The organism is Dyadobacter alkalitolerans DSM 23607 (genome assembly GCF_000428845.1).
Lineage (GTDB): Bacteria > Bacteroidota > Bacteroidia > Cytophagales > Spirosomataceae > Dyadobacter > Dyadobacter alkalitolerans.
Window position 1 is genome coordinate 135,548 of the sequence record NZ_KE386806.1, and the last position, 23,170, is coordinate 158,717.

A 23,170-nucleotide genomic window follows, 5' to 3' on the forward strand; every position below is an offset into this window, starting at 1 on the left:
GTTGGCGGCATGTTATTCAGTAGCAAGCCGCTTGCCTTGCGCCTCAGTAATGAGTTGCAGATCAGCCGTTTCCTCGGTCACGTGTGCGTATGTTCCTTTGCCCGCCTGGCTAAGTTTTTTAAGTTTCTGACCTGTATTGGCATGTCTGCCAAATGTAAAAATTGTTAAATAAAGGTCCTGCCGGGCATTTTGGCTGATCATTTCCATTACTTCGTCACTTACCGGGAATTCACCGTCGGTGGCCAGAATGATCCGGTTATTGCCGCCACGAATGTATTGTTTATTGGCCGTTTTGTAGGCCAGCTTAATCCCCTCATTGCCGTCGGTATCCCCATCCGATTGTAATAAATCGATCATCCGAGCGATTTCGGCAGATTTGGAGCCGGAAGTTGGTTTCAGGACAACGCGGGCTTTACCTGAATAAAGCACAATTGAAATCTGGTCTTCGGGCCGTAACAATGTCAGGAGGGATTTGATGGAACGTTTCAAAAGCGGCATTTTGTAAGGCGAATTCATGGACGAAGACACATCCAGCAAAAGCACCATATTATTCGCTGCAAAGCCGTCCAGAGAGCGGGTAACAACATGCTCCGGAGCCATCGCTTTTGCCGGAACAATCGTATTGGATTGATCTTTTTTTGAATGATCCAATTTTGAAAAAACAAAAAGATCCGGCTGGTTAACCATTTTAAGCAAACCTCCTTTGGCCAATTCTACAAACTTGTTGTACTGATAAACCAGCTCATTATTATAGAAATAGTAAAACGACTCGAAAGGATGTTGCGTCACTCCCGGCGAAACGTTCTTCACCTTTTGGGTCAATTCAGCAAAGCGCCCCGAATTCGCCGCCAGATCTTCGTAAGGAGAGTAGGGGCAAAGGCCATTGCTGCGGCCGTATCGCTGTAATCCATTCAAATTTTGATACTCGTCCTTGATCAGTTGCTGCATATGATCTTCGATCTTGGCCGTCGGAGGAATGTCTGCGGTTTCGTGTCTTAGCCATGCCTTTATGCCAAACAAAACATCCCGATCATCGTCCATGGCTGCCTGCAATGCCTTCCCGGCAACAATCCATGAACTTTTAGGGTCCGCATGCGGATACATTTCATAAATGCGGCGAACGTCATTATAAAGCTGTTCCTTCTTTTTGTCAAATGTGTCGAAAAGTGTAAGGTAGCGATCCAGAATCGCATCTGAACGCTGTAACTGGTCATTCAGATATTGCTTTTCGGTTGTATAAGCGATCAGTTCTATGCTTAAACCGTCCATTTCTTTCAGCACATTCATGAGCACTTCTGTTTGTGTATTAATGGAAGCGCGGTAGGGCTCGGGAACGGCCTTACTGGCGGTGATCAGCAAGGCATATGCGGAGGTGGGAATTATAAATTTTTCGTGCGAATATTCCAGGCTGGCGCGCGAACTGCTCCTCACAGGATTGCGATAATACTCAGCGGAAGACTGATACTGGCGAAGCGTCAGTTGCAACAAATGCATCTGCCGCAGCGACTCATTCACAAATTCAATGTAATCATTCAATGTCCGAAGCAATGGTGGAGGCGCAGGCTCGGTCGCCTTTTTGGTTTTAAAAGATAGGAAGGGCTTGTCTTCAAACGGAGCGGTGCCGGACGTGTTTTTATCTTCTTTCAGCGCTTTTTCTTTTGCAAAGGCCGGGCTGAACGCCGGGTAATAAAGCAGCCTGCGTTTGGTTTGGCTGTAATTGACGAAAGACTTGTGAAATGCCAGCAGATCCTGATTAAACTGGTTCATCAGCAGCACATAATAGCGATTTCCATGCTCGGCGGATTGCTTTGCCGCAAACGTGTAGTCATCAACGGCCCGGCCTTTTAATGATTGCATCGAGCTAATGGCCGCTTTGAATGCGATTAACATATCATCAGCCGGATACTCGAGCATGGGCAAGGTGTTATTAATGGTTTCGAGAAACTTTTCGTCGGCCAGCATGCTTTGCCGGATGGTTTCTACCGGCGAGTCGGCAGGTGTTTCTTCTTTTAAATGGTAGGGTAGTGAATCGAGTAAAGCACGTTGACTTAGGATCACTTGATGCATTGCTTCTTCCGTAAGCAAATAAGGGTCGGTAGCGGAGGAGGCTTGGTGCTTTCGGTAAATCTGCCGCACTTGGTTGTAAAGGGCATCTTTCTCCAGGCTGAACCGTTCAAACAACGGCTGGATTTTAGTTACATATTCATCGGATTGTTTGAGGTTATCTTTTTGATACGCTTTCAGGCGCACATGCGTTTCCAGCTCTTTGAAAGCAACGTCTATCTCATTAAGCAAATCCCAGATCACCCTTGCTTTTTTGTTCAGATGATCCATTTCCGCAGCTGGCAAGCCATTTACGGTCATTGCTTTTTTGAAATAATAATCTTCCAATGGTCCCGAAGAGGATAATCTCAGCTCCGAAACGGGCCTTTTGCTATACCGGCTTACTGCGTCCTGATAGCCGGCCAGCATTTTAAAACGTGCGATGAGCGATTCGGACGATTTGTCCAGGAAGGTCACATAATGGTTCAGCGATTGGATGGGCGCTTCCGTTTGGGCGTGTGCGGCAGTGAATTTCATAACGAGAATGATCAGGAAAACATAGCAGTATCTCATGCTGTATAATGTATGCAGTGTATCGGTTGACAAGGCACGAATGTCGGAAAATTCATGTAAAAATGGCATCCCGGCTTTTGGATACAACCTTCCCTGATTTGGATACAGCCCGATTTTTAGTTTACGGTAGTTTTGTATTGTACTAAAAGCAAAAAAAGATGAACATTAAAACAGTAAATTTAGGAAGCCAGGGCCTGGTAGTGCCCAATATAGGACTGGGTTGCATGGGCATGACGCAGATTGCAGGCGCTGATGTTTACGGGAAAGCAGACGAAGACGAGGCGATCAGAAGCATTCACCGCTCGCTGGAACTCGGCGGGAATTTCCTGGACACAGCCGATCTTTACGGCCCGCTATTGAATGAACGGCTCATTGCAAAAGCGATTCAAGGCAATCGCGACAGTTACATTATCGCCACGAAATTTGGTTTTGAAATTGATGATAATGAACAGCTTACCTGGAAATTCAATGGGAAGCCGGATTATGTCAGAAAAGCCGTTGAGCGTTCGTTGAAAAATCTGGGTACAGATTACATTGACCTGTATTACCTGCACCGCCTGGATCCTGATGTGCCCATCGAAGACACAGTTGGTGCTATGGCAGAGCTGGTTAAGGAAGGAAAAGTGGGTTATCTGGGTCTTTCAGAGGTTTCCTCCCAAACGCTTCGGAAAGCAAATGCTACGCATCCGATCACAGCATTGCAAACAGAATATTCTTTGTTTGAAAGAACGGTGGAAGAAGCCGGAATTTTGGATACTTTGCAGGAGTTAGGCATTGGTTTCGTAGCTTATTCGCCGCTGGGACGTGGATTTATTTCTGGTGAAAGGATCAAAAGCCCGGACGATTTCCCTGCCAATGATTTCAGACGTTCGATCCCGCGTTTTCAGGGAGAGCAATTTTACAAAAACCTCGAACTGGCCGATGCGATCGAAAAGATGGCCCTGGAAAAAGGCGTTACCGCGTCGCAGCTTGCCATTGCATGGGTCATTGCAAAAGGACATCTGCCGATTCCGGGAACGAAGCGCGTGAAATATATTGAAGAGAACATTGCCGCCGCAAACATTGTATTAACAGAAGCGGAAGTGACAAACCTGGAAAGCATTGTGCCCTTGGGTGTTACAGGCGCACGTTACGACGAGGCCGGAATGGGCTGGATTGACGAATAATATATGAAAAAGCAAAGGAATAGTCCGCTGGTAATCAGCTCCATTGGGGAAATCCATCGCATGTATGGCATTAAGGAAATCGAGCATCCGATGGTTAGCGTTGTGCGGTTTGACGAGATCTACAATTCTCCCATCGACCTCAGCGACGGTTGTGTGCTCGATTTCTACATGATTGCGGTGAAGAAGGACTTTCAGGGCAAGGTCCGTTACGGGCAGAGTTATTATGATTTTGACGAAGGCGTCTTGTCGTTTATTTCACCCGGCCAGCTTTGCTGGGAGGAGCGGAACGACAGGCCTTGCTCGGGGTTTATGCTGATGTTCCATGCCGATTTCCTGCTGGGTTATCCGCTTGCGAAGGAGATCAAAAATTATAAATACTTCTCCTATGCCGTTAATGAGGCGCTTTATTTATCCAAAAAAGAGGAGAATGTGATTTATAACATTCTGGAAAACATTGAGCAGGAATACAAAGCCAACATTGATAATTTTAGCCAGCGCGTTATCATTTCGCAAATAGAAGTGCTGCTCAATTATGCCGATCGTTTCTATCACAGGCAGTTTATCACGCGCAAAGCCGCGCATAACGACATGCTCGTGAAGCTCGAAGAATTGCTGGACGAACATTTCAGCAACAACGCAAACCTGGCATTGCCGACTGTGAAAGATGTGGCATTAAGACTGAATGTCTCGCCCGATTACCTGAGCGATATGCTGCGCACTTACACGGGACTTAATACGCAGCAACACATTCATAATAAGCTTATTGAGAAGGCAAAAGGCATTTTGAGCACCACCAATCTTTCTATTGCGGAGATAGCCTATCAGCTGGGTTTCGAGCATCCGCAGTCTTTTAACAAAATCTTCAAACGCAAAACGGCGCTTTCACCGCTGGAATTCAGGCAGTCATTCAACTGATCCTCAATGCAATGCCCGCACAGCCTGACTTTAGACGGTCGTTGTAAGGCTGTGCGGGCATATATTTATGCCCCTCAACGGTTAACTTATCTCCGCATTCTACTTTATAGATTATAAAATAATAATCCTAAATCCAGAATGCATGAGAAAGACCCGGATAGCCGCTGTATTTGGCTATATTTTATTCCTGTTCAGTACATTACCAATCCCTTCCCTTTACGCCCAGACAAGACCCGCAACAGCCTTTACATTGAAAGACGGCGACCGGGTCGTATTCCTGGGCAGTTCCATTTTTGAAAACGATTTTCAGTATGGTTATCTGGAACTCGCCCTGACCACCCGTTTTGCAGATAAGGGCGTGACATTCAGGAACCTGGGCTGGACGGGCGACAATGTTTGGGGAGAGGGAAGAAGCACTTACACCAACCCGCCCACGCCTTACGAACATTTGATGGAGGACATTACCAAGGCCCAGCCAACGGTTGTTTTCCTGGGTTACGGCGGCGTGGAAGCGCAGGAAGGACAAGCTGGCTTGCCACATTTCAAGGAAGGTTTGAACAAGCTTCTGGACAAGATCGAAGCGCTTGGCGCACAGGCTATTTTGCTATCCACGATCCCGGTCGTTTCCAGCGACACCGCGCAACGCATCGGCCAGCGCAATGCAGATCTAGAATTGTATTCCAAAGCCATTTCGGAAGTAGCAGCGCAGCGCAAAAAGCAATTTATCGACATTTACAACCCGATCCTGAACGCCAGTAAAAAGGATTCTATCATTGAAAATACAGTGCATCTGAATGAGCTGGGTTATTACCATCTGGCCACAACACTTGAAAGAGCGCTGGGCCTGGATGCTGCAAAAGCCACAACGGCCGTTAACATCGCCAATGATAAAGCCGAAGTTTCCAATGGCCGCTCATTAATCCCGGATAGGAAGGGTGTTTTAGCCAGATTTGCGGTTGATGACAAATATCTGCCGTTGCCTTCACCCAAATCCGCTGACTGGATCACAGATAATGCCCGGACAGTGAGGATATCAGGTTTGAAAAAGGGCTATTATACATTGTTTTCAGAAAACGATCAGGTAGCGTCCGCATCAGCGAAGGATTGGGAAAAGGGTGTTGAAATAAAGCAAGGCCCTCAATTTGCCAAGGTTGCTGAAATCCGTAATATGATACTGAAAAAGAACGAATTACACTTCTTTCAATATCGTCCTTTGAACCAAACTTACATCATTGGTTTCCGCCGTTACGAGCAGGGCCGTCACGTTAAAGGTCTCGAAGAGCAAAACATCCTGATCAAATGGCTCGAAGGCCAGATCATCCTCAACAGCGGGCCTAAGGAAGTGGTGTATGAGTTGAGAAAAATGGATTAGCCCTCGGCTCCGCTCGGGCTGACAAACTATTAGATATACTTACAAAGATATAAAGGCGGTGCTAGCTGCCTACAAAAATATGAAAGCAACCAAGTTACTATATGGAGCGACGCTTATGGCGACGATCCTGCTGACGAGCTCTTCCAATAAGGTTCAGAACATTAAAGAAGATCCTGATCCGGATGTTCAGAAAGAACTCGCTTCCTTCAAGGTTGCGGATGGCTTCGAGGTCACATTGTTTGCCTCCGACCCGATGGTGGCCAAGCCTATTCAGATGAACTGGGACGCGGAAGGGCGCCTATGGGTGGTGAGCAGCACGGTTTACCCGCATTTGAAAACGGGCGAGTCTGCTAATGACAAGATTTTTGTTCTGGAAGATACGGACGGCGATGGAAAGGCTGACAAGTCAACTGTTTTTGCCGAAGGACTTATCCAGCCCACCGGAATTTTGCCGGGTGACGGCGGTGTATATGTGGCCAATTCAACCGAGATCCTGCATTTTTCGGATACGGACGGCGATGGCAAAGCGGACAAGAAGCGCCGCGTGCTGAACGGTTTCGGAACGGGTGATACGCACCATTTAATCCACACATTCCGCTGGGGACCGGAAGGAAGGATGTATTTCAACCAGTCGATCTACATTTATAGCCACGTGGAAACGCCTTTTGGCATAAAACGTCTGGAAGGTGGCGGTGTATGGGCACTTAATACGCGTAACCTGGATATGGAAGTGTATGCAAGAGGCCTGGTTAACCCCTGGGGACTTCAATTTGACCGTTGGGGACAATCGTTTCTCACGGATGGAGCAGGCGGTGAGGGCATTAACTACGGATTTCCGGGAGCAACATTCGTGACCGCGCCGGGCGCAGCACGCATCATGCGCGGCCTTAATCCGGGTCAGCCCAAACACAGTGGTCTGGATGTGGTTTCTGGAAAACATTTGCCCGACGCATGGCAAGGCAGAATGATCACCAACGACTTCCGCGCCAACCGGATCAATAGCTTCAAACTCGAAGAACAAGGCGCAGGTTACGCTTCAAAACAGGCAGACGATCTTATGTGGACCGACAATGTGGCGTTCCGTCCGGTGGATATCAATGTGGGTCCCGATGGCGCGATATACGTGGCCGACTGGTATAACCCGATCATCCAGCATGGAGAAGTGGATTTTCACGACCCGCGCCGCGATCAGCAGCATGGCCGCATCTGGCGGATCGTCGCAAAAAACCGTCCGCTGGTTACCAAGCCGCAATTAACAAAAGCAAGCACCACGGAGCTGCTGGAATCATTGAAATTACCCGAAGAATGGACACGCTTGCAGGCTAAGCAGGTTTTGAAGGCAAAAGGCGCCCAGGATGTGGTGCCGGCTTTGGAAAAATGGGTGCAAGGTTTGGATAAAAATGATGTGAATTACGAGCACAATCTGCTTGAAGCGCTTTGGGTTTATCAGACGCTCGAAACATTTAACCAGCCGATTTTACTTGAATTGCTGAATGCAAAAAGTCATAATGCGCGTGCAGCAGCATTGCGTGCGTTGGAATTATGGTTTCCAAAAGTGCAGAATGTGCCTGCATTGCTTGCTAAGGCAGTAAAAGATGAACATGCACAGGTGAGAATGGAAGCTGTGATTGCGTTGCGCAAGACCAAAACGGCTGATGCCGCAAAAAATGCATTATCTGTCCTGGACGGGCAAATGGATGAATTCCTGGATTTTGCATTGTGGCAAACGGTGAGAGAATTGGAGCCAATGTGGCTTGCTAAAATGAAAACGGAACCGAATCTGTTGGGCGATGCCAAGAAAACGGCTTATGCACTGAAATCGGCAACAAGTCCCGAAGCTGCGTCGCTGCTGGTGCAGCTTTATCAAAAAGGCCAGGTTCCTGAGGAATATCAGAAAGATGTGCTCACCAGCATTGCAAGGCTGGGGCAGCCGTCTGACCTTAATATGCTGCTGGATCTTGCACTAACCAGCAAGGATAAAAACGCTGCTGCCCAGCTGGCCGCATTGGAAGATGCTGCTGGCCAGCGGAATGTGAAACCTGGCAAATCACCCGAGCGAATCGCGGAATTCATTGGTAACGACGACGAAGCCGTAAGCCTGAGCGCAATCCGGTTGATCGGTCTCTGGAAATTGACGCAACTGAACGAGCGCCTGACGGGCTTGATACAGTCAGGCACGCCAAGTACGAAAAAGGCAGCATTGGCCTCATTAACAGCCATTGATAAGGAAAAGGCGACCAAACTAACGGTGAATATGACTGGTGCAAAGAATGCACCGGAAGTGCGTATGATCGCCGCCGCGCAATTGGCTAAACTGGATCCCAAAGAGGCAGCGCGCATTGGGTCAGAACTGATGCGGACATTGCCTGCCGATACCGATATGAGCGATCTTTTCATGGCATTTATCTCAACCAACTCCGGCGCAGCTGCATTAGCTGACGCCATAGCGGCCAAGAAAATCCCGGAAGCCACGGCCAAAGCCGGTCGTCGCCTTGTACAAACGCGCGCCGGATGGACGCGTCAGAACATCGATGAGATGCTCGCACTCAAAAAAGCACTGGAAGCCTCAGGCGGCTCAATGCCAACACAGAAAATGCCGCAGGACCTGAATGATGACCAAATCGCAGGCCTCGCCAAACTTGTAAGGGAAAAGGCAGATCCTGCAAAAGGGGAACAAATTTTTCGCAGGGCTGAGGCTAGCTGCACAACTTGCCATGCCATTGGTGGCGCAGGTGGTCTGATCGGGCCGGATTTGAGCAGCTTGGGAACCAGCTCACCACCTGAAACCATTATCCGCTCCATTCTTTATCCAAATTTATCGATCAAAGAAGGTTATGACCTGAAACGTGTCGTGAAGAAAGATGGCTCTGAAATGTTGGGTTACCTGGCCAGCGACGGCGCATCGGAGGTGATTATACGTGACGTGACGGGTAAGGAGGTTTCCATTGCCAAGAGCCAGCTGCAAGTGATGGAAAAAGTCCCGGGCTCCCTCATGCCCCCCGGCCTCACCGCCAGCCTCGACCAGACTGAATTCATCAATTTAGTCGGCTTCTTAACAAAAATGGGAGAATCCGGTGACTTCCGCGTGCCCAACACCAGGTTCGTAAGACGCTGGGAAAGTGTCACAGCTGATAAACAAACTGCCAACAGAATGAGCGAAGGTGCATTTACTGTAACAAAAAGCGCAAAAGTTATTTACGCACCCGTTTACAGCAAAGTCTCAGGAGAGTTGCCACTCGACGAAGTGCCCGTTGTGGAAACCACGGCCGGCAAATCATTCAGCGTTGTCCGTTTTGAAATTGAGGTCTTAACAAAAGGCAGCGTAACATTAACCTCAAACATCTCAAACGGAGTCACGGCCTATATCGCTAACAAACCCATCAAAATGTCAGGCGACAACATTACGACCAACCTAGCCCCGGGCATCCAGCAAGTTACGCTAGTCATCGACCGGAGCGCGGTAAAAGACGGTGGTTTAAAAATAGCATTAAAAGACGCAGACGGCGGAGCACAGACGCGCTTGCGAATGGGGAAATGATAGGAAAGTGGTATTATTAATGCAAAAGCGACCCTGGATGTTCAGGGTCGCTTTTTGTGTTACTGCTTCCAGGCGCTTTTGCAATTATTACATTCCCGCATACGCCCCAGCAAACTCCTTCGCAAAGTCTTCCAGCTTATAGCTGCCCAGCTGCTCGGGGCGGTTTTTCCAATATTCTTCCTGCATTTGGCCGCTTCTTAGTGCCTGGCCCATTTCCTTGTAGAGTTTTGCGAAGCTTTCGTTCAGGCCGGCTCCGAGCATTCCGTTGTAGGCGTCTTGGTCGGAGAATGTGATCCAGGGTGTGTTTTCTTTACCGACTGCGTTGCCCAGGATTGCAGCGATTTCGCTTGGATGGCGCTCGTCGTTGGCAATGTTGGTGACGTTTTTCCCTTCGGTGGGGTTTAGTAATGCTGCCGTTGCAACCTCAGCAATGTGGTCGGTGTGGGTCAGGACTAGCTTTTCATCCGTGTCACCGAAATTATTTCCTGCAACGCCCGCGTGCTTGATCATGCCGGCGAGGCTGAACAGGTTGGAGAAGAAGTAGGAGGGGCGCAGGAAATTTACATTCAGGTCGGGAAGTGCCAGCAATTTTTCTTCGAGATAACCCAAGGCATCGATCGGACCTGCGCCTTTCCGCATTTGCGCACCCAGGCTGCTGAGGAGCACGATGTGCTTAATGTTGCTGCCTTTTAGTGCTTCCACATATTTGTCAGCCACTTCGAGCTGGAATTGTGCATAATCTTTAAGAGCGAAATCGCTTGGGATCATCAGGTACGCCACTTCTGCGTTTTGAAGTGTTTCTTTCAAAAATGCTGTGTCGGTTACAGAACCAATGGCGGCTGTTGCGCCGAGGGATTCGATTGCTGATTTTTTGTCTGCGCTGCTGCTGACAACAGTTACGTCGTGTCCGGCTGCAACCAGGTTTTTTGTAACGGGTCTGCTGATATTTCCGAGTGATCCTGTGATGATATATTTCATGTTCTTTTTTTGTTTAATGATGTTGCAAAGCTATATTTGTACTTACTTTTCTACAAGTACTTACCCCAAAGTATGTATACATGACAAAGATCAAAGAAAGCTCGACATACAATGCCAACCGGGAGATTGTGATGCAGGAATGCCCGGTCACTTATGTGATGAACAAGATCGGCGGCCATTGGAAACCCATTATATTGTATCACTTACTGGCGGGCAGCAAGCGCTATTCGGAGATCAAGAAGGAGATGCCGCACATTACGGAGAAAATGCTCATCCAGCATCTCAAACAGCTTGAAAATGACAAATTACTGATCCGCGAAGCGCGGCCGGTTGTGCCTCCTTTCGTAACTTACACGCTCACGGACTCAGGCCGGGACCTCCAACCCGTGATCCAGGCCATGGCAGAGTGGGCTTTTAAGGATATGAAGAGACAAGCGTTTGTTTAAGTTGTTTAATAAAAATAAAAGATGAAAATCCGCCTCCTATTACTGGCATTTGTGTGCTTGTCGGTCAAGCTCAATGCGCAGAACGTGTCCACATTGACCGAAGACGGTGCCTGGTGCTGGTTCAGCGATCCGCGGGCCATTTATACAAATGATAAAAATGGGCAGGTTGTCACAGGATGGGTAACTAAAACCGGCGACATTGTTGCGGCGTCATTGGATCTCAAATCCGGCAACACCGCTCAGAAAACGCTTTATACCAAACTCGAAATAGACGATCACGACAATCCAGCATTCCTGCAACTGCCCGACAACCGCATCTTGACCCAATACACCTGGCACGGCGGAAGCAAAGACGGCATGGGCGTGATTCAGAACACTACATTGAAACCTCTGGATATCACAACATTCTCTGATTCCATTATTTTCAAACCGCAAACGCCTGCGTTACTCGCCAAATTCAAGCGCGAGACTTACACATACGCGAATCCGTTCCTGTTAAGTGCAGAAAACGACAAGGTTTATAGTTTTGGCCGTTGGATAGGCTTTAAGCCTAATTTCATCACATCCACTGACAATGGTAAAACCTGGTCTGATCCCGTGGTGGTGATCACTTCCAAGGCTTTGGACACCAATAACCGGCCTTACGTCAAATATTATTCCGATGGCAAATCAAAAATCCACCTGCTTTTCACGGACGGCCACCCTAATGCTGAGCCGCTGAATTCGGTCTATTATTGTTATTATGAAAAAAACGCATTCTGGCGCGCAGACGGCACTAAAATTGCGAACATTGATCAGCTGCCCTTTCATCCGTCCGATGCCACAGTTGTTTACAAAGCCACACCCGAAACGGGCAAAGCCTGGATATTCGACATTGTGATTGATCCAAAAGGAAGGCCCGTAGTCGCTTACACGCGCTATCCTACCAATGAAAATCATCAATATTACTACACTGTTTTTGATGGTAAAAAATGGAACGACCATCATTTGATCGACTCCGGAAAGTGGTTTCCGCAAACGCCCGAAGGCAAAAAGGAGCGCGAAGAAAACTACTCCGGCGGCCTGACAATTGATCCGCTGGATCCTTCCATTGTCTATTTTTCGCACGAGGTTAGGGATGTGTTTGAGATCTCAAAAGGCGAAACACGCGATCTTGGTAAAACCTGGAAAATAACGCCCGTTACCCGAAATTCGGAGCTGGACAATGTTCGTCCTGTTATCCCGCGCTATAAAAAGAAAGGCGACAAAAATGTGCTCTTCTGGATGGAAAACCGGAAATATGTGCACTATACGGATTACGACACGCGCATTGTCTGGAAAGATTTGACCGCCCGCTGAAAGTATATTCTGTGCGCTTTTTGTTTTAATAGTAATTACAAATTCCCCGTTTAAACAACGAATCTCAAAACATTATGTTCAAAAAATTACTGCCACTGCTTCTCGTCATCGTGAGCGCGGCATACGCCCAGGCGCAGCAGTTTAAAGTTTTATTATTTACCAAAACAGCTGGTTTTCACCACGTTTCCATCCACGAAGGCGTATCCGGAATCCGCAACCTCGCCTCCCGCCACAATTTTTCGGTCGACTGGCAGGAAAACGCAGACGTTTTCAACGACAAAAGCCTGGCCAACTACGCAGCCGTTATCTTCCTTAACACCACCGGCGACGTGCTGAACGACGCGCAGCAAGCGGCATTTGAAAAATACATTAAAAGCGGAAAAGGCTATGTAGGGATCCACTCCGCAGCAGATACAGAGTACGATTGGGCCTGGTACGGCAAGTTGGTAGGGATGTATTTCAAAACTCACCCTGCACAGCAAACGGCATTTTTGGACGTAAAAGACAGCAATTTTCCAGGCCTGGAACGCTTCCCAAAACGCCTGCTTTGGACCGACGAATGGTACGAATACAAAAAACCATACAACGCCGACGACCTTAAAATCCTGATCACCCTGGACGAAAAATCTTACGATCCAAAAACCAACCAAGGCACCGGGATGGGCGCCGAACACCCTATGTCCTGGTATCACAACTACGACGGCGGCCGCGCATTCTACACCGGCCTGGGCCACATTGGTTTGGTTTATTCGGATCAATCGTTCTTGGATCACCTATATGGCGGCATTTACTGGGCAGCAACTGGGAAAGGGATGAAATGATATAATATTAGATTAAAATAGATTTTATGCGGCTGCATGATTGGTAACAGATTCCAATAATGCAGCCGTTTGTGTTTTGATTTGACTGAGAAAAATACGTTTCTTTGACGTCACTCAGGCAATGCTTATATTTGAGATACACAAACTATAAAATCATGACAAAACAGGCGATCATCGAGCGTACGATCGAGGCCATTAACCAATTGCCAGACGACAAGGCCGAGGAAATTTTCGAATTTGCAGATTTGGTAAGAAAGCGATATGAAGAGCGCCAGCTAACAAATGAGATCCAAAGCTTGATCTCCAATGGTTCTTCCTTTGATTTTTTGGATAAGGATGAAGATTTATATTCTGTTGCCGACTTGAAGGAAGTGTATAATGGCTAAAGGCGACATTGTATTGATCACTTTTCCCTTTACAGATTTAAGTAGTGGTAAATTAAGGCCAGCCGTGGTCCTTGCAGAAAGCACCCTTGATTTGACCGTCTGCTTCATCACTTCTCAGTTAGGCTGGCAAGAGACAACAGATGTTCCGCTTAATCCAAGCACCGTAAGCGGACTACGGAAAATGTCACTGGTAAGAACCAGTAAAATCGCAACCCTCGACAGAACATTGGCCAAGGGCTTATTGGGCAAACTTTCAGATGCCGAGCTTTCATATCTCGATACAAAGCTCAAAATCATATTACAGTTGGCCTAACAAAAGGCAGTAAGGCAAAGTCATAAATCTAACGCAATCCTTCATGGAAATCCTCGGCAAAATCCTCGTTGGCCTCGTGGCGCTCGAACATCTTTACATTCTCTACATTGAAATGTTTGCCTGGGAAACCAAAGGGAAGGAAGTATTTAAAGGCTCATTAGCCCCGGAATTGTTCAAGCCCACCAAGACCCTAGCCGCCAACCAAGGCCTTTATAATGGATTTCTGGCAGCCGGCTTGATCTGGTATTTTTTTCTCGAAGGTCACTGGGCATTCCACATCGCCATTTTCTTCCTGACCTGCGTGATTGTGGCTGGGATTTATGGGGCCGTTACAGCCAGCAAGAAGATCTTTTTCGTGCAGGCTTTACCAGCGATTGCGGCTTTGGTGGTGTTGCACATGTGATTGAACGCAGTGCGTAATCATCGCTTGAAGATTTTTTTATTCTATTCAAAATCCTAATTGGTTCAAGCAAACAATACTATCTGATGAAATTGGCAGGTATAAAAACGGAATACACATCAAAAGGAAAAGTTAAGCGGATTACAATCAATGCCAACGTCAAAACTGACCTTGTTGAAGATTTGATTGACACAATACTTTACGAAGAGCGTAAGGATGGAGAATTTGTGTCACAAACCGAGGCAATGGAGTTTTTACGGAAAAATGGTAAGATTTAAATGACTTACACGGTTCAGTATGAGAAACGTGCACTGAAAGAACTTTCCAAATTACCTGCAACTGCCGTTCGGCAAATTCTCGCAAAAATCGATTCCTTAATAAACGTTCCTGTTAAGCAGGAATTAAAAAGCTAAAAGGGTCCGAAAACGTTTTTCGTGCGAGAGCAGGAAACTATCGGATTCTTTACGAAGTAAATGATGGGAAATTACTAATTATGGTTGTTGCGGTGGGTGACAGAAAAGACGTCTATGACCAATAACAATGGGCGTACTTGTCACGCCCATTGTTTATATTAAGTTGTTATGCAAAAAAGCTAGGTTTTTGCAGGTAACCAGGCTCCCAGCTGGAATCTCTTCTGCGGAGTGAACGTGAAACCGTCAGGACTTCTTGCAAACGTTCTTCCGCATCGCTCATTAAATCCTGGCTATGCAAATACTGGCCAACGATCTCCCACTCAAATGAATCCTCGTGAGCATCATAAATCCCAACCGGAATTCGGTTGCCATCCGTCATCAACATCCCCAACACCTGCTGCGCCTCTTCCTCCGACGAACATCCTACATGCTGATACTGGCCTTTTAGTGTGTAAAGCACAGAGTAACGGTTTCTTGTCAATCCGCTTCCTTGCGCTTGCTTCTTATTTTCTCTGAGGGAATTTTTTAATCTTATCATGATTTCTGTGTTTGTATCTCCGCTCCGTATGCTGTTCATCTGTTTGTTGTAAAAGTTATAAATGAACGGAGATGTTTTGAGTTTTGAAGCGGCTGTATTAGTCGCTCAAAGTTATAAACGCAGGTTGTGTGTCAATAGTTTATGGGAACTGTTGAAGATGGGGAAGTTCTTCTGATGTTGAAGGTGTTTGGTGGAATAGTGCAATTTATTGTGATCCTAAACAGATGCTAGGCGCTGATTTTGTTGTTACGGCCGATCGTAACAATCGAGAGCAAATTGATAAGCTCTAAACTAACCATTATACAAGCTTTAAGGTTTAATAACTCCTTCCTCAATAGCTTGTCTAACCAGAATCTCCAACATTCCTTCGATATTCTTTTTATCATCAGGAGACCTCACAAATAGGTTATAGCTAATGGCATCGTCACTAATATCCCGTGTGAAATATGAGATTTGACCAGTGCTTCGCTGTTTAAGCTCTTTTCGTGCAATGTTTCTCGATCTTTCAAAACTCCATAAAAATTGCCGGACATCTAGAAAATTGGAAAATCGACTAGCATAATATTTAGTTAACAAATAATATATGGGAATTTGCGTTGGGGATGCTAATAAGTCATCGTGCCTTAGAAATAGATCGTTCATTTGATTTAGAACATTTTCTACATTTTGGTAATACGGTCTAATAACTTCCTCATCCAGAGATCTGGATTTTGCAACCATACCATCGAGTTCATTTTTTTTTAACGTCACTATTTTACTGGAAATTTCAAGAAGTAAAAATTTAGCAGCTAAGTTTAGATCTTGACCACGTTCGATCGAAAACTTTATTTTTTCTAAGAAAAACGAATGTATAGCAATCTTTCTGAGCAATTGAGGAATTGGTCCCGGAAGTGCGTTTCTTCTTTCTGCACCAGATATTGCAATATTTATATTAAGCCGTATGAACATCTCATATACGTCTTCTGGTCGATCAGAATACACACCCATTATAACCGGTTGAAATCTATCAAAAATTTCGCCTACCAATGGATATTCTCGTTTCATGTCACTATACGTGAAATTTTCAAGATCCAGAATCTGATCTCGGAAAAAAATTGGAGTGTTGTCTAACTGAATTTTATCTTCAAAAAAATCAAAGACAGTAGTAAGTCTTTGTTTTCCATCAATAACAGCATACTGTTTTCTTTTTTCGTTCAAATCAGTTGAACCGAAAGTAAAGTCTGCTAAATAGATTTTCGGAAAATCATACTCATTCAGTATTGTATTAATAAAATAGGATTTCATCTTTTTTGTCCAAAGATTTCCTTTTCGCTGATAGCTTGGTTGGAAATCAATTCTATCTTTGATATCATTCCATCCCAGTAAGTTAGCTGGTTTGTCGATTATCTGTGATTTGAGCATATTTGTTAGACTAAAAATTCATGTTGCCGTTTGATTTCCTTTGCCAAACCTTCTAAATCAGGATATACAACTGAGTCTGTAATGCCAACCCTAACGAGTGACTTACTTATTTGATCGATTGCTGACGAGGCGATAAGTAGTTTTATAAGACATTCCGCAGGATATTCTGGATCTTCCATGAAAACGTCTTCCATTGTTTTATTTTCATTTCCAAAGAGAATAAACGTACCTTTTTGGGCAACTATCCTATTGCTATTATGATTCCCGTTTATGGCAACAGGGGATTTTCTTAAAGTGTATTTCGATTTTGAAGGATTGTAAGCATCCAATACAGGATCACCAGGGGCTATGACAGTGCCTTTACCTGAAATGTCGTGCAGAGACGCCTTATTCCATGCGTTAGGGTTTAGTGCCCATACAGCAGCATCACTGTCAAAAACTCCGGTTGCCGCATTTTTTTTCGTAGAATTGAGCGCAAAGTAAAGCGAGATAAATGGATTTTCACTCCAGTCCAATAGTCTTGTCGGTACGCCAAAGTGTTGCATTATAAAAAAATAATCCCAGTAATCGCCAGAGGCCATGCCAAGGCTTGCTCTATTCAAATATGGAAAACTTCGTTGTTTAAATCTTTCCAGGATTTCAGACTCTCTTTCTATTAATTGGCTTGAATTGGTTAGTGTTGGGTGGCGATAAAGTGACGGGGTCAAAGAGTAGTCAGCTCTGCCAGCCCCTCTAAACCAAAAAGGAGCGTCACTTGAAGTCAGGTTCTCAATTTGCTGAGTAAATTCACTGAGAGAAGTTATTGTAATTTCAGTAAGTATTTTAGCAGGAGTAATCATGTATCCAATTCAAATTATTTGAAATTATCAATTCAATTTTATCTGTATTATGAGAATTCTTCATTCTGATTTGGACTGATTTCAATCCGAATTCTGTCACCAGAGTGCGAACCTGTTCAGAATCGTTATAGGACATCAAGAATGGATGTGTGATCTCACTTGCTAGCTGAAATAATCTTTTATGATCTACATCATGATGCTTGTATAATCTTTTTCCAATGTCAATATATGGTGGATCAATGTATAATAGTGTTTGCTCACTTAGCGAATTTATTTTATCGATAGCGTTAATACCATCTTCTTGAATGAAATTTAAAGAGTCTTTTATCTCGTGTATCTCTTTGATTCGTCTAGATATCGTCGAGGGATACCATCGCGATCTGAGACCTTTATTATTTTCACCACGGTTAATTCTTCCGGCACCATTCGTTAAAATTCCACTTCGGTTTATTCTGTTTTTTAATATCGTTTGAAACGCCAGATATTTGTTATCCTCAGCGGACTTTGTTAAGACTTCATCCACAGACTTCACATCTAGGTTAAAAGAGGAAATGTTTTGTATTAACCAAGTATGATCTTCTCCTAGTATAGTCTTCCAGACAGCTGCAATTTGTTCATCTATTTCATAAAATGAAGCAGATTTTGCTAATCCATTTTTTACACAAAAAAGAGATACAACAGCACTGCCTCCAAAGGGTTCGATTATGGTATAATTTTCATATTTGTTTGTTTCTATCCAAAACTTAATAATAGGCGTTATCCAAATTTTTCCTCCGGGATACCGGAATACACTAGGAGAGTTTTTGTACAAACTAAAATCCTGCCTTATAGTAATCATTATATGTCATTGAAATACGCAAGCTAGGCAAAAATTCTTAAATGGCTAGGCGACATTGAAAATCGATTCCAATCTCCTCAATCATCCCAAAATCATTCATCCACTCAACCCCCATATTCTCACAAACATTTGGAATCTTAATCCTACTCGCATTCAGCGCAGTAACTTTCTCCTCCTTCGTGACAACAGTCGCATTCTCGCGCATTGCGTGAGCGATGACCCACGGGTCAGCCAGTGATCGTCCTTTTACATTATCAACTAACGTTTTATGAATTGGATTTGAAGCCCAGATCATTTGCAGGCATTGAATCACTTTTTCATCAACATCTTTTATCGCAATGCTGCTCTTTTTGAGCCACTTACATAAGTCGTAGTCGGTTCTTGTGATTTCCTCGTAGACCATATAAGGGATGAAGATCGTTCCGGCGCTTCCTAAGTTATTCAAAACGTCCCAATAACTAGGGCAGAATTTTGGTGAATAATAGAAGTTCCAGGCCTGGATCAGCATGTTGGCGTCCAGGCAATACTTTTTTGCTGCATTACTCATTTATATAACTGGGCTTCTAAGTTGTGAAAGTGATTGATTTTCACGTTAAGTAGGGAGCTCGCCTGAGTCGGTTCAAGGTTGCCGCCACGAAAAGCGTCCAGAACGGTTTGAGTAAATAGTCGACTGTTTTTTTGAATCTGCAATAAATAGTAGCTCGGCCCGCCAACACTTTCTTTTTGCTTGGCTTTTTTCTCAGCTTCTTTGATAAGAAAGGCCTTAAACTCCGCATCTGCTGCGTTTTTTAAACTTCTATATTGATCAAAAGAAATAACGCCCAAATTCAATGCACGGACAAGTACAGCGAATGAGCTAACACCGAAGGTTTTTGCAACATTGAAAACTTGCGAGGCAGATTTATAAAGATCTCCTCCCAAATTTTGAAATAAGTAACTCGGCATCAGTGCATTTGCCGCTACTTCATTGCAAAACAATTCGATTGGATGCAGTTTATCTAATTTCTGAATGGTAGGCTCAATGTCAGCGGATATTCCTGTTTCAGCGATCCAAAGGTGAGCCAGCTCGTGAACTAAGGTAAATAATTGTGGCGCATTCCAATCGTCGGAATTTATAAAGACAAAGGGCGCGTAATGATCGGCGATTGCAAATCCTTGAAGCTCTTCACTATCTAATGTTAGATATGCATTTATGAAACTGGTTCTAGAAATAAAAATGCCTTTTGCCTCGGCTTTGTCGATCCATTCTTTGATAGCATTTACACCTAAATACTTGCCCGGCGAAATGTTGAGCGTGTTTAGAATGTCCTGCGCGACATCAGCGGGATTGTCTTTGATCGAAAATCGACCTACAAATGGAAATCTGGTTTCTCCGTTTTCTCTATTCGTTTCGCTGATCCAGGCTTGCTTTTGTTGGATCTCGCGAATGATGAAAACTGAACCGGTACTTAGCGGTTTCGAATCGCTTCGACGAAAGTCCTGCAAAGGCTGGAAGTCCCTTGGAATGTCGGGAAGGAAGAATATTGCGAATGGTCTTTTGTATGCTTTGGCTAACGTTTGGGCCTGTTTGATCGTCGGCTGACTTGTGCCGGCTTCCCATTCCAGCAATCTTTCGGCCGAAACATTAATTTTGGACGCCGCCGTTTCCGCCGGCATTCTAGCCGACTCGCGGGCCCATTTAAATACGATAGGTGTGATAAATGCTTTGTCTGCCATGAAGTTTGAGGAGGTTTATCTTAACATGTTTAAGTTTATGTCGGGTTTTCTCTACTCCTTTCAGGCTCAATTTATAAAAAAGCAGTTACTCTGTGGCTAACAGACGTAAAGTGCGTCTGTTTTTAAATTTTTTTTAGAAAATTCTGGAAAGTTTTGCCGGCTTATTGATCAACACAAAACTATAATTGTTTAGCATCTCATGTAAAACAATTAGCATATTACATCAAACACCTCATTTCCAACCACCTGAAAAACAGCAGCTTATAATTAAACAAATGATAGTTGCTAATCTTTTCTGTGTAATATTGCCTAGCAAAACTTACAAACTATGACACACGAAAAAAAATCTCCTCCACCCACCGACCGACACTTAACAGTTTACAGCAAACACGTTTCCAGAGCTTGGCACCAATATGTAATAATGCCAGAAATCCGCCTTTGCGGTAAGTGGCTGCTGGATGCTGGATTTGAATGTGGGCATGAGGTTACGGTGCGGTGTTTTGGGAATAAATTGGAGATTACGCATAATCAGGAGCCGGAATCTGTGCTGAATAAGAAACGGCGGGCTTCGCGCCGGGTGGTTGTTCCTTAAGGTTTGCTATTTAGCTATTTTTCTGAGCCAGGCTCTGGTAGGTTATTCCCGGCAACGCTGTCGCATTCGCCCCTTTGAATCGCCGCATTCACACCGCGTTTGTTCCCATACGTTTGCTGAACTTGCACCCATCAAACAAATCTTCAACATTAACTGCAAACATCATGAGAAGGATCATCATCAATGAACATTTGAGTTTGGACGGGGTTATTCAGGGGCCTGGTGGGCCGGATGAAGATACGTCGGGTGGTTTTGAGCTGGGCGGCTGGTCTGCGAATTATGCGGATGAGGTTACCAGGGAGTCGCTTTTTGCTGTGCTGAATTCTGATTACGATTTGCTTTTGGGGCGGGTAACATTCGATATTTGGGAACCGTATTGGCCGAAGCAGGAGGGGCCGATTGCGGAGAAATTTAATGGGATTAAAAAATTTGTTGCTACCAAAACGCTTTCAGAAGCGAGTTGGGAGGGCACTGTTTTGCTTAATGGTGACACGGTTGAGCAGATTAAGGAGCTGAAAGCCAGCGACGGGCCTGGTTTGCACATATGGGGCAGCGCTGATTTTATTCAGACATTATTTAAAAATGGCCTGGTTGACCAGATGAATGTCTGGATTTATCCGGTGGTGCTGGGTAGGGGGAAGAGACTTTTTGCCGGAGGAACATTGCCGAGCGGCCTCAAAATGACCAAGCACGCGGTGTCTTCTACCGGCGTGATATGCGCCTCGTTTGAATTCAATGGTGAAGTGCCGGTCGGTAATGCTGCGGACGATTGAGCGATTGCTAGAATGCGTAACGGATCTGGCAATAAGGTAATTGCTCTTTCACAGCATTCACCAGCTCACTTACGATCTCACGCTTAATGTTGTTTTTATACCGAACATTCTTCTGGCCTGTCTGGCTGTATTTGACCTGCTGAATGTCTGGCTTCCAAAGCACTTCTTCGGCTTTGGGATGCCAGCCCATGTTCACTTCGTGGAGCCGGTCGTTGTGGGTCAGGAAAATGATCTCGGTCGCGAGCTGCGCTTTGGTAGCTTCGTCCAGGACGTCGTTCATTTCGTCAAACAGCGCATACCAGTCGTCGAGCCAGCCTTCGTAGTAAATGACGGGTGCAAAACTCACATTCACTTCATAGCCAGCGTCCCGGAATTCGTTCATGACCGCAATGCGCTCGCTGATGGGCGTCGTGCGGACGTCGACCAGCTTGGACATCTGGTGCGGCATCAGGCTGAAACGGATGCGGGTTTTGCGCTGCGGATCGTAACTGAGCATTTCACGGTTTACAAACTTCGTCGCGAACGTTAGCTTGGCATTTGGAAGATCTTTGTACAGATCGATCAGGTTTTTGACATTATCACAAATGGCCGCATCGGCAGAACAATCGCCGTTCTCCCCGATTTCATACACCCAATATTCCGGGTCAATGGCGTCCGGCTCGGTCTTGATTCCTTGTCGCCCTGCGTGACCGCTGAGATATTTCATGATCTGCTCAATGTTGACAAAAATCGAAATCGGATTGGCATAACCCTTGCGTCGCGGCACATAGCAGTAGGAGCACGACATGGTGCAGCCATTGGACTGTGATGGCGCTACCCAATGCGAGCTGCGCGTATTGGCGCGACAAGTCAGGCCTTTCTTAGTCCCCAGGATCAGAACATTCTTTTTATTCCAAAGCCAATCCTCGACTGAGCCTTCAAAGCCAAAAAGCTCCGGAATTTTCCAATGCGAATCCACTTCAATGCGCTTTGCCTCAGGGTATTTGGCTAAAATCTCCCGTCCGCGCTCGTAAGTAGGCACGTCCGGTTCCATGTAAATTTCATGGATGGTTAGCAGGTCGTCAATGGTTTTTTGATGAAGCATAGCAATGAGGTTTCCGGCCATTTGACAAAAAGCCTGCCAGAAACGGGTTCAATAGCAACGGCTTTCATGCAAACCCCGGAACTTTAACCTTGTGCAAACTCCTGACGCTCACTTCTTGCTATCTTTCTTGTGGTAACGATAATGTAAATGGTGTTAGCCATATAAAACAGCAGCATAACCGGCAGTATAAAAAACGGATCAATAAAGATCTCGTCGAGAAAAACTGAGAAAATTATAAATGCTGCACTTCCGTAGGTAATTATGGACCATATAATCTGGGTGTTGATGATGCGTTTGCCAAGTTCGGCTACGCCAATGATTTTGTTCCTTCTGAAAATCCAGAACGCCAGCGGAACCAGGATATTTCCGAAAGGCACAAACCACAAAGTAAGTGCTGAAAGGTTCATCAATTTTAAAAATCCAGGATCTTCTTCCATTACAATGGGCGATTCATTTACAGCAACGGAAAGCTCTTGCACCGAAAGATCCAGCGCCCTTGCAAGCAGCCGCAATGTTTCCCCGCGCGGCAACGCGCTTCCAGTTTCAATGCGCTGCAACGTGCGGAGGTTAATACCAGCGCTATCCGCCAATGCTTCCTGCGAAAGTCCTTTGCTTTTCCGCAAAGCGCGAATCTGTTCAGATATGGTTAGTTTGCTCATAGTGAAGTTGTTTTGAAGCAAAAGTACG

24 protein-coding genes are annotated in these 23,170 nt (G+C 45.4%); 14 read left to right on the top strand and 10 right to left on the bottom strand.

Annotation, left to right across the window (positions count from 1 at the left end; translation table 11 throughout):
• Nucleotides 1–12: 12 nt before the first annotated feature.
• A complete protein-coding gene (locus G395_RS0127765) occupies nt 13–2,616 on the bottom strand; it encodes a vWA domain-containing protein (RefSeq protein WP_026632974.1) in 2,604 nt (867 codons plus the stop codon).
• A gap of 158 nt (nt 2,617–2,774) precedes the next feature.
• On the opposite strand from G395_RS0127765, the gene G395_RS0127770 reads away from it, so the two are divergent.
• The 4 genes from G395_RS0127770 (at nt 2,775) to G395_RS0127785 (ending at nt 9,607) form a co-directional block, all read left to right on the top strand.
• A complete protein-coding gene (locus tag G395_RS0127770) occupies nt 2,775–3,782 on the top strand; it encodes an aldo/keto reductase (protein ID WP_026632975.1) in 1,008 nt (335 codons plus the stop codon).
• A 3-nt stretch (nt 3,783–3,785) separates the two neighbouring features.
• Nucleotides 3,786–4,697: a helix-turn-helix domain-containing protein gene (locus G395_RS0127775; RefSeq protein ID WP_026632976.1), complete on the top strand. Its 912-nt coding sequence runs from the start codon at nt 3,786–3,788 to the stop codon at nt 4,695–4,697.
• Nucleotides 4,698–4,839: 142 nt separating this feature from the next.
• Nucleotides 4,840–6,069, top strand: coding sequence for a GDSL-type esterase/lipase family protein (locus G395_RS0127780; protein ID WP_026632977.1), 1,230 nt, complete (start codon nt 4,840–4,842; stop codon nt 6,067–6,069).
• Between the two features lie 79 nt (nt 6,070–6,148).
• On the top strand, nt 6,149–9,607 hold the full coding sequence (locus G395_RS0127785; RefSeq protein WP_026632978.1) for a PVC-type heme-binding CxxCH protein: 3,459 nt from the start codon (nt 6,149–6,151) through the stop codon (nt 9,605–9,607).
• An 87-nt stretch (nt 9,608–9,694) separates the two neighbouring features.
• Here G395_RS0127785 and G395_RS0127790 read toward each other — a convergent pair whose 3' ends face one another.
• Entirely contained in the window at nt 9,695–10,585 is an 891-nt protein-coding gene (locus G395_RS0127790; protein ID WP_026632979.1) for an NAD(P)H-binding protein, read from the bottom strand.
• A gap of 80 nt (nt 10,586–10,665) precedes the next feature.
• Here G395_RS0127790 and G395_RS0127795 point away from each other — a divergent pair, with 80 nt between their 5' ends.
• The 8 genes from G395_RS0127795 to G395_RS33215 all read left to right on the top strand — a co-directional run bounded on the left by G395_RS0127795 (nt 10,666) and on the right by G395_RS33215 (nt 14,827).
• A complete protein-coding gene (locus G395_RS0127795) occupies nt 10,666–11,031 on the top strand; it encodes a winged helix-turn-helix transcriptional regulator (RefSeq protein ID WP_026632980.1) in 366 nt (121 codons plus the stop codon).
• A gap of 21 nt (nt 11,032–11,052) precedes the next feature.
• Nucleotides 11,053–12,369 carry a BNR-4 repeat-containing protein gene (locus tag G395_RS0127800; protein ID WP_026632981.1) on the top strand — a complete coding sequence of 439 codons (1,317 nt, stop codon included), beginning with the start codon at nt 11,053–11,055 and terminating at the stop codon, nt 12,367–12,369.
• A gap of 74 nt (nt 12,370–12,443) precedes the next feature.
• Complete coding sequence (locus tag G395_RS0127805) at nt 12,444–13,190, top strand: ThuA domain-containing protein (protein ID WP_026632982.1); 747 nt, start codon at nt 12,444–12,446, stop codon at nt 13,188–13,190.
• Nucleotides 13,191–13,345: 155 nt separating this feature from the next.
• Nucleotides 13,346–13,576 carry a hypothetical protein gene (locus G395_RS0127810; protein WP_026632983.1) on the top strand — a complete coding sequence of 77 codons (231 nt, stop codon included), beginning with the start codon at nt 13,346–13,348 and terminating at the stop codon, nt 13,574–13,576.
• Nucleotides 13,569–13,889 (top strand): type II toxin-antitoxin system PemK/MazF family toxin, encoded by a 321-nt coding sequence (locus tag G395_RS0127815; RefSeq protein WP_026632984.1) that lies wholly within the window; start codon nt 13,569–13,571, stop codon nt 13,887–13,889. Before G395_RS0127810 ends, G395_RS0127815 begins: the two co-directional genes overlap by 8 nt.
• Before the next feature lie 43 nt (nt 13,890–13,932).
• Complete coding sequence (locus G395_RS0127820; RefSeq protein WP_026632985.1) at nt 13,933–14,292, top strand: DUF1304 domain-containing protein; 360 nt, start codon at nt 13,933–13,935, stop codon at nt 14,290–14,292.
• A gap of 83 nt (nt 14,293–14,375) precedes the next feature.
• Entirely contained in the window at nt 14,376–14,567 is a 192-nt protein-coding gene (locus G395_RS0127825) for a hypothetical protein (RefSeq protein ID WP_026632986.1), read from the top strand.
• 122 nt (nt 14,568–14,689) lie between these two features.
• Entirely contained in the window at nt 14,690–14,827 is a 138-nt protein-coding gene (locus G395_RS33215) for a type II toxin-antitoxin system RelE family toxin (RefSeq protein ID WP_084439936.1), read from the top strand.
• A 41-nt stretch (nt 14,828–14,868) separates the two neighbouring features.
• Here G395_RS33215 and G395_RS30790 read toward each other — a convergent pair whose 3' ends face one another.
• The 6 genes from G395_RS30790 to G395_RS0127860 all read right to left on the bottom strand — a co-directional run bounded on the left by G395_RS30790 (nt 14,869) and on the right by G395_RS0127860 (nt 20,034).
• Entirely contained in the window at nt 14,869–15,240 is a 372-nt protein-coding gene (locus G395_RS30790) for a hypothetical protein (protein WP_157486862.1), read from the bottom strand.
• Between the two features lie 309 nt (nt 15,241–15,549).
• The gene (locus G395_RS0127840; RefSeq protein ID WP_026632987.1) at nt 15,550–16,641 is read right to left on the bottom strand and encodes a DUF262 domain-containing protein; all 1,092 of its coding nucleotides are present in this window, start codon (nt 16,639–16,641) and stop codon (nt 15,550–15,552) included.
• 5 nt (nt 16,642–16,646) lie between these two features.
• Nucleotides 16,647–17,480, bottom strand: coding sequence for an FRG domain-containing protein (locus G395_RS0127845; protein ID WP_026632988.1), 834 nt, complete (start codon nt 17,478–17,480; stop codon nt 16,647–16,649).
• A complete protein-coding gene (locus G395_RS0127850; protein WP_051350454.1) occupies nt 17,464–18,318 on the bottom strand; it encodes a DNA adenine methylase in 855 nt (284 codons plus the stop codon). The genes G395_RS0127845 and G395_RS0127850 overlap by 17 nt, the downstream gene beginning before the upstream one ends.
• A gap of 37 nt (nt 18,319–18,355) precedes the next feature.
• A complete protein-coding gene (locus tag G395_RS0127855) occupies nt 18,356–18,865 on the bottom strand; it encodes a DUF4411 family protein (RefSeq protein ID WP_026632990.1) in 510 nt (169 codons plus the stop codon).
• A complete protein-coding gene (locus G395_RS0127860) occupies nt 18,862–20,034 on the bottom strand; it encodes an XRE family transcriptional regulator (RefSeq protein ID WP_026632991.1) in 1,173 nt (390 codons plus the stop codon). The genes G395_RS0127855 and G395_RS0127860 overlap by 4 nt, the downstream gene beginning before the upstream one ends.
• Nucleotides 20,035–20,362: 328 nt before the next feature.
• Between G395_RS0127860 and G395_RS32955 the strand changes: the two genes are divergently transcribed.
• Both G395_RS32955 and G395_RS0127875 read left to right on the top strand, forming a co-directional pair.
• Entirely contained in the window at nt 20,363–20,626 is a 264-nt protein-coding gene (locus G395_RS32955) for a SymE family type I addiction module toxin (protein ID WP_026632992.1), read from the top strand.
• A 164-nt stretch (nt 20,627–20,790) separates the two neighbouring features.
• On the top strand, nt 20,791–21,399 hold the full coding sequence (locus G395_RS0127875; RefSeq protein WP_026632993.1) for a dihydrofolate reductase family protein: 609 nt from the start codon (nt 20,791–20,793) through the stop codon (nt 21,397–21,399).
• Between the two features lie 7 nt (nt 21,400–21,406).
• On the opposite strand, the gene G395_RS0127880 is transcribed toward G395_RS0127875, so the two are convergent.
• Nucleotides 21,407–22,483, bottom strand: coding sequence for a spore photoproduct lyase family protein (locus G395_RS0127880; RefSeq protein ID WP_035362241.1), 1,077 nt, complete (start codon nt 22,481–22,483; stop codon nt 21,407–21,409).
• 83 nt (nt 22,484–22,566) lie between these two features.
• Complete coding sequence (locus G395_RS30795; RefSeq protein WP_051350455.1) at nt 22,567–23,142, bottom strand: helix-turn-helix domain-containing protein; 576 nt, start codon at nt 23,140–23,142, stop codon at nt 22,567–22,569.
• Nucleotides 23,143–23,170: the final 28 nt, after the last annotated feature.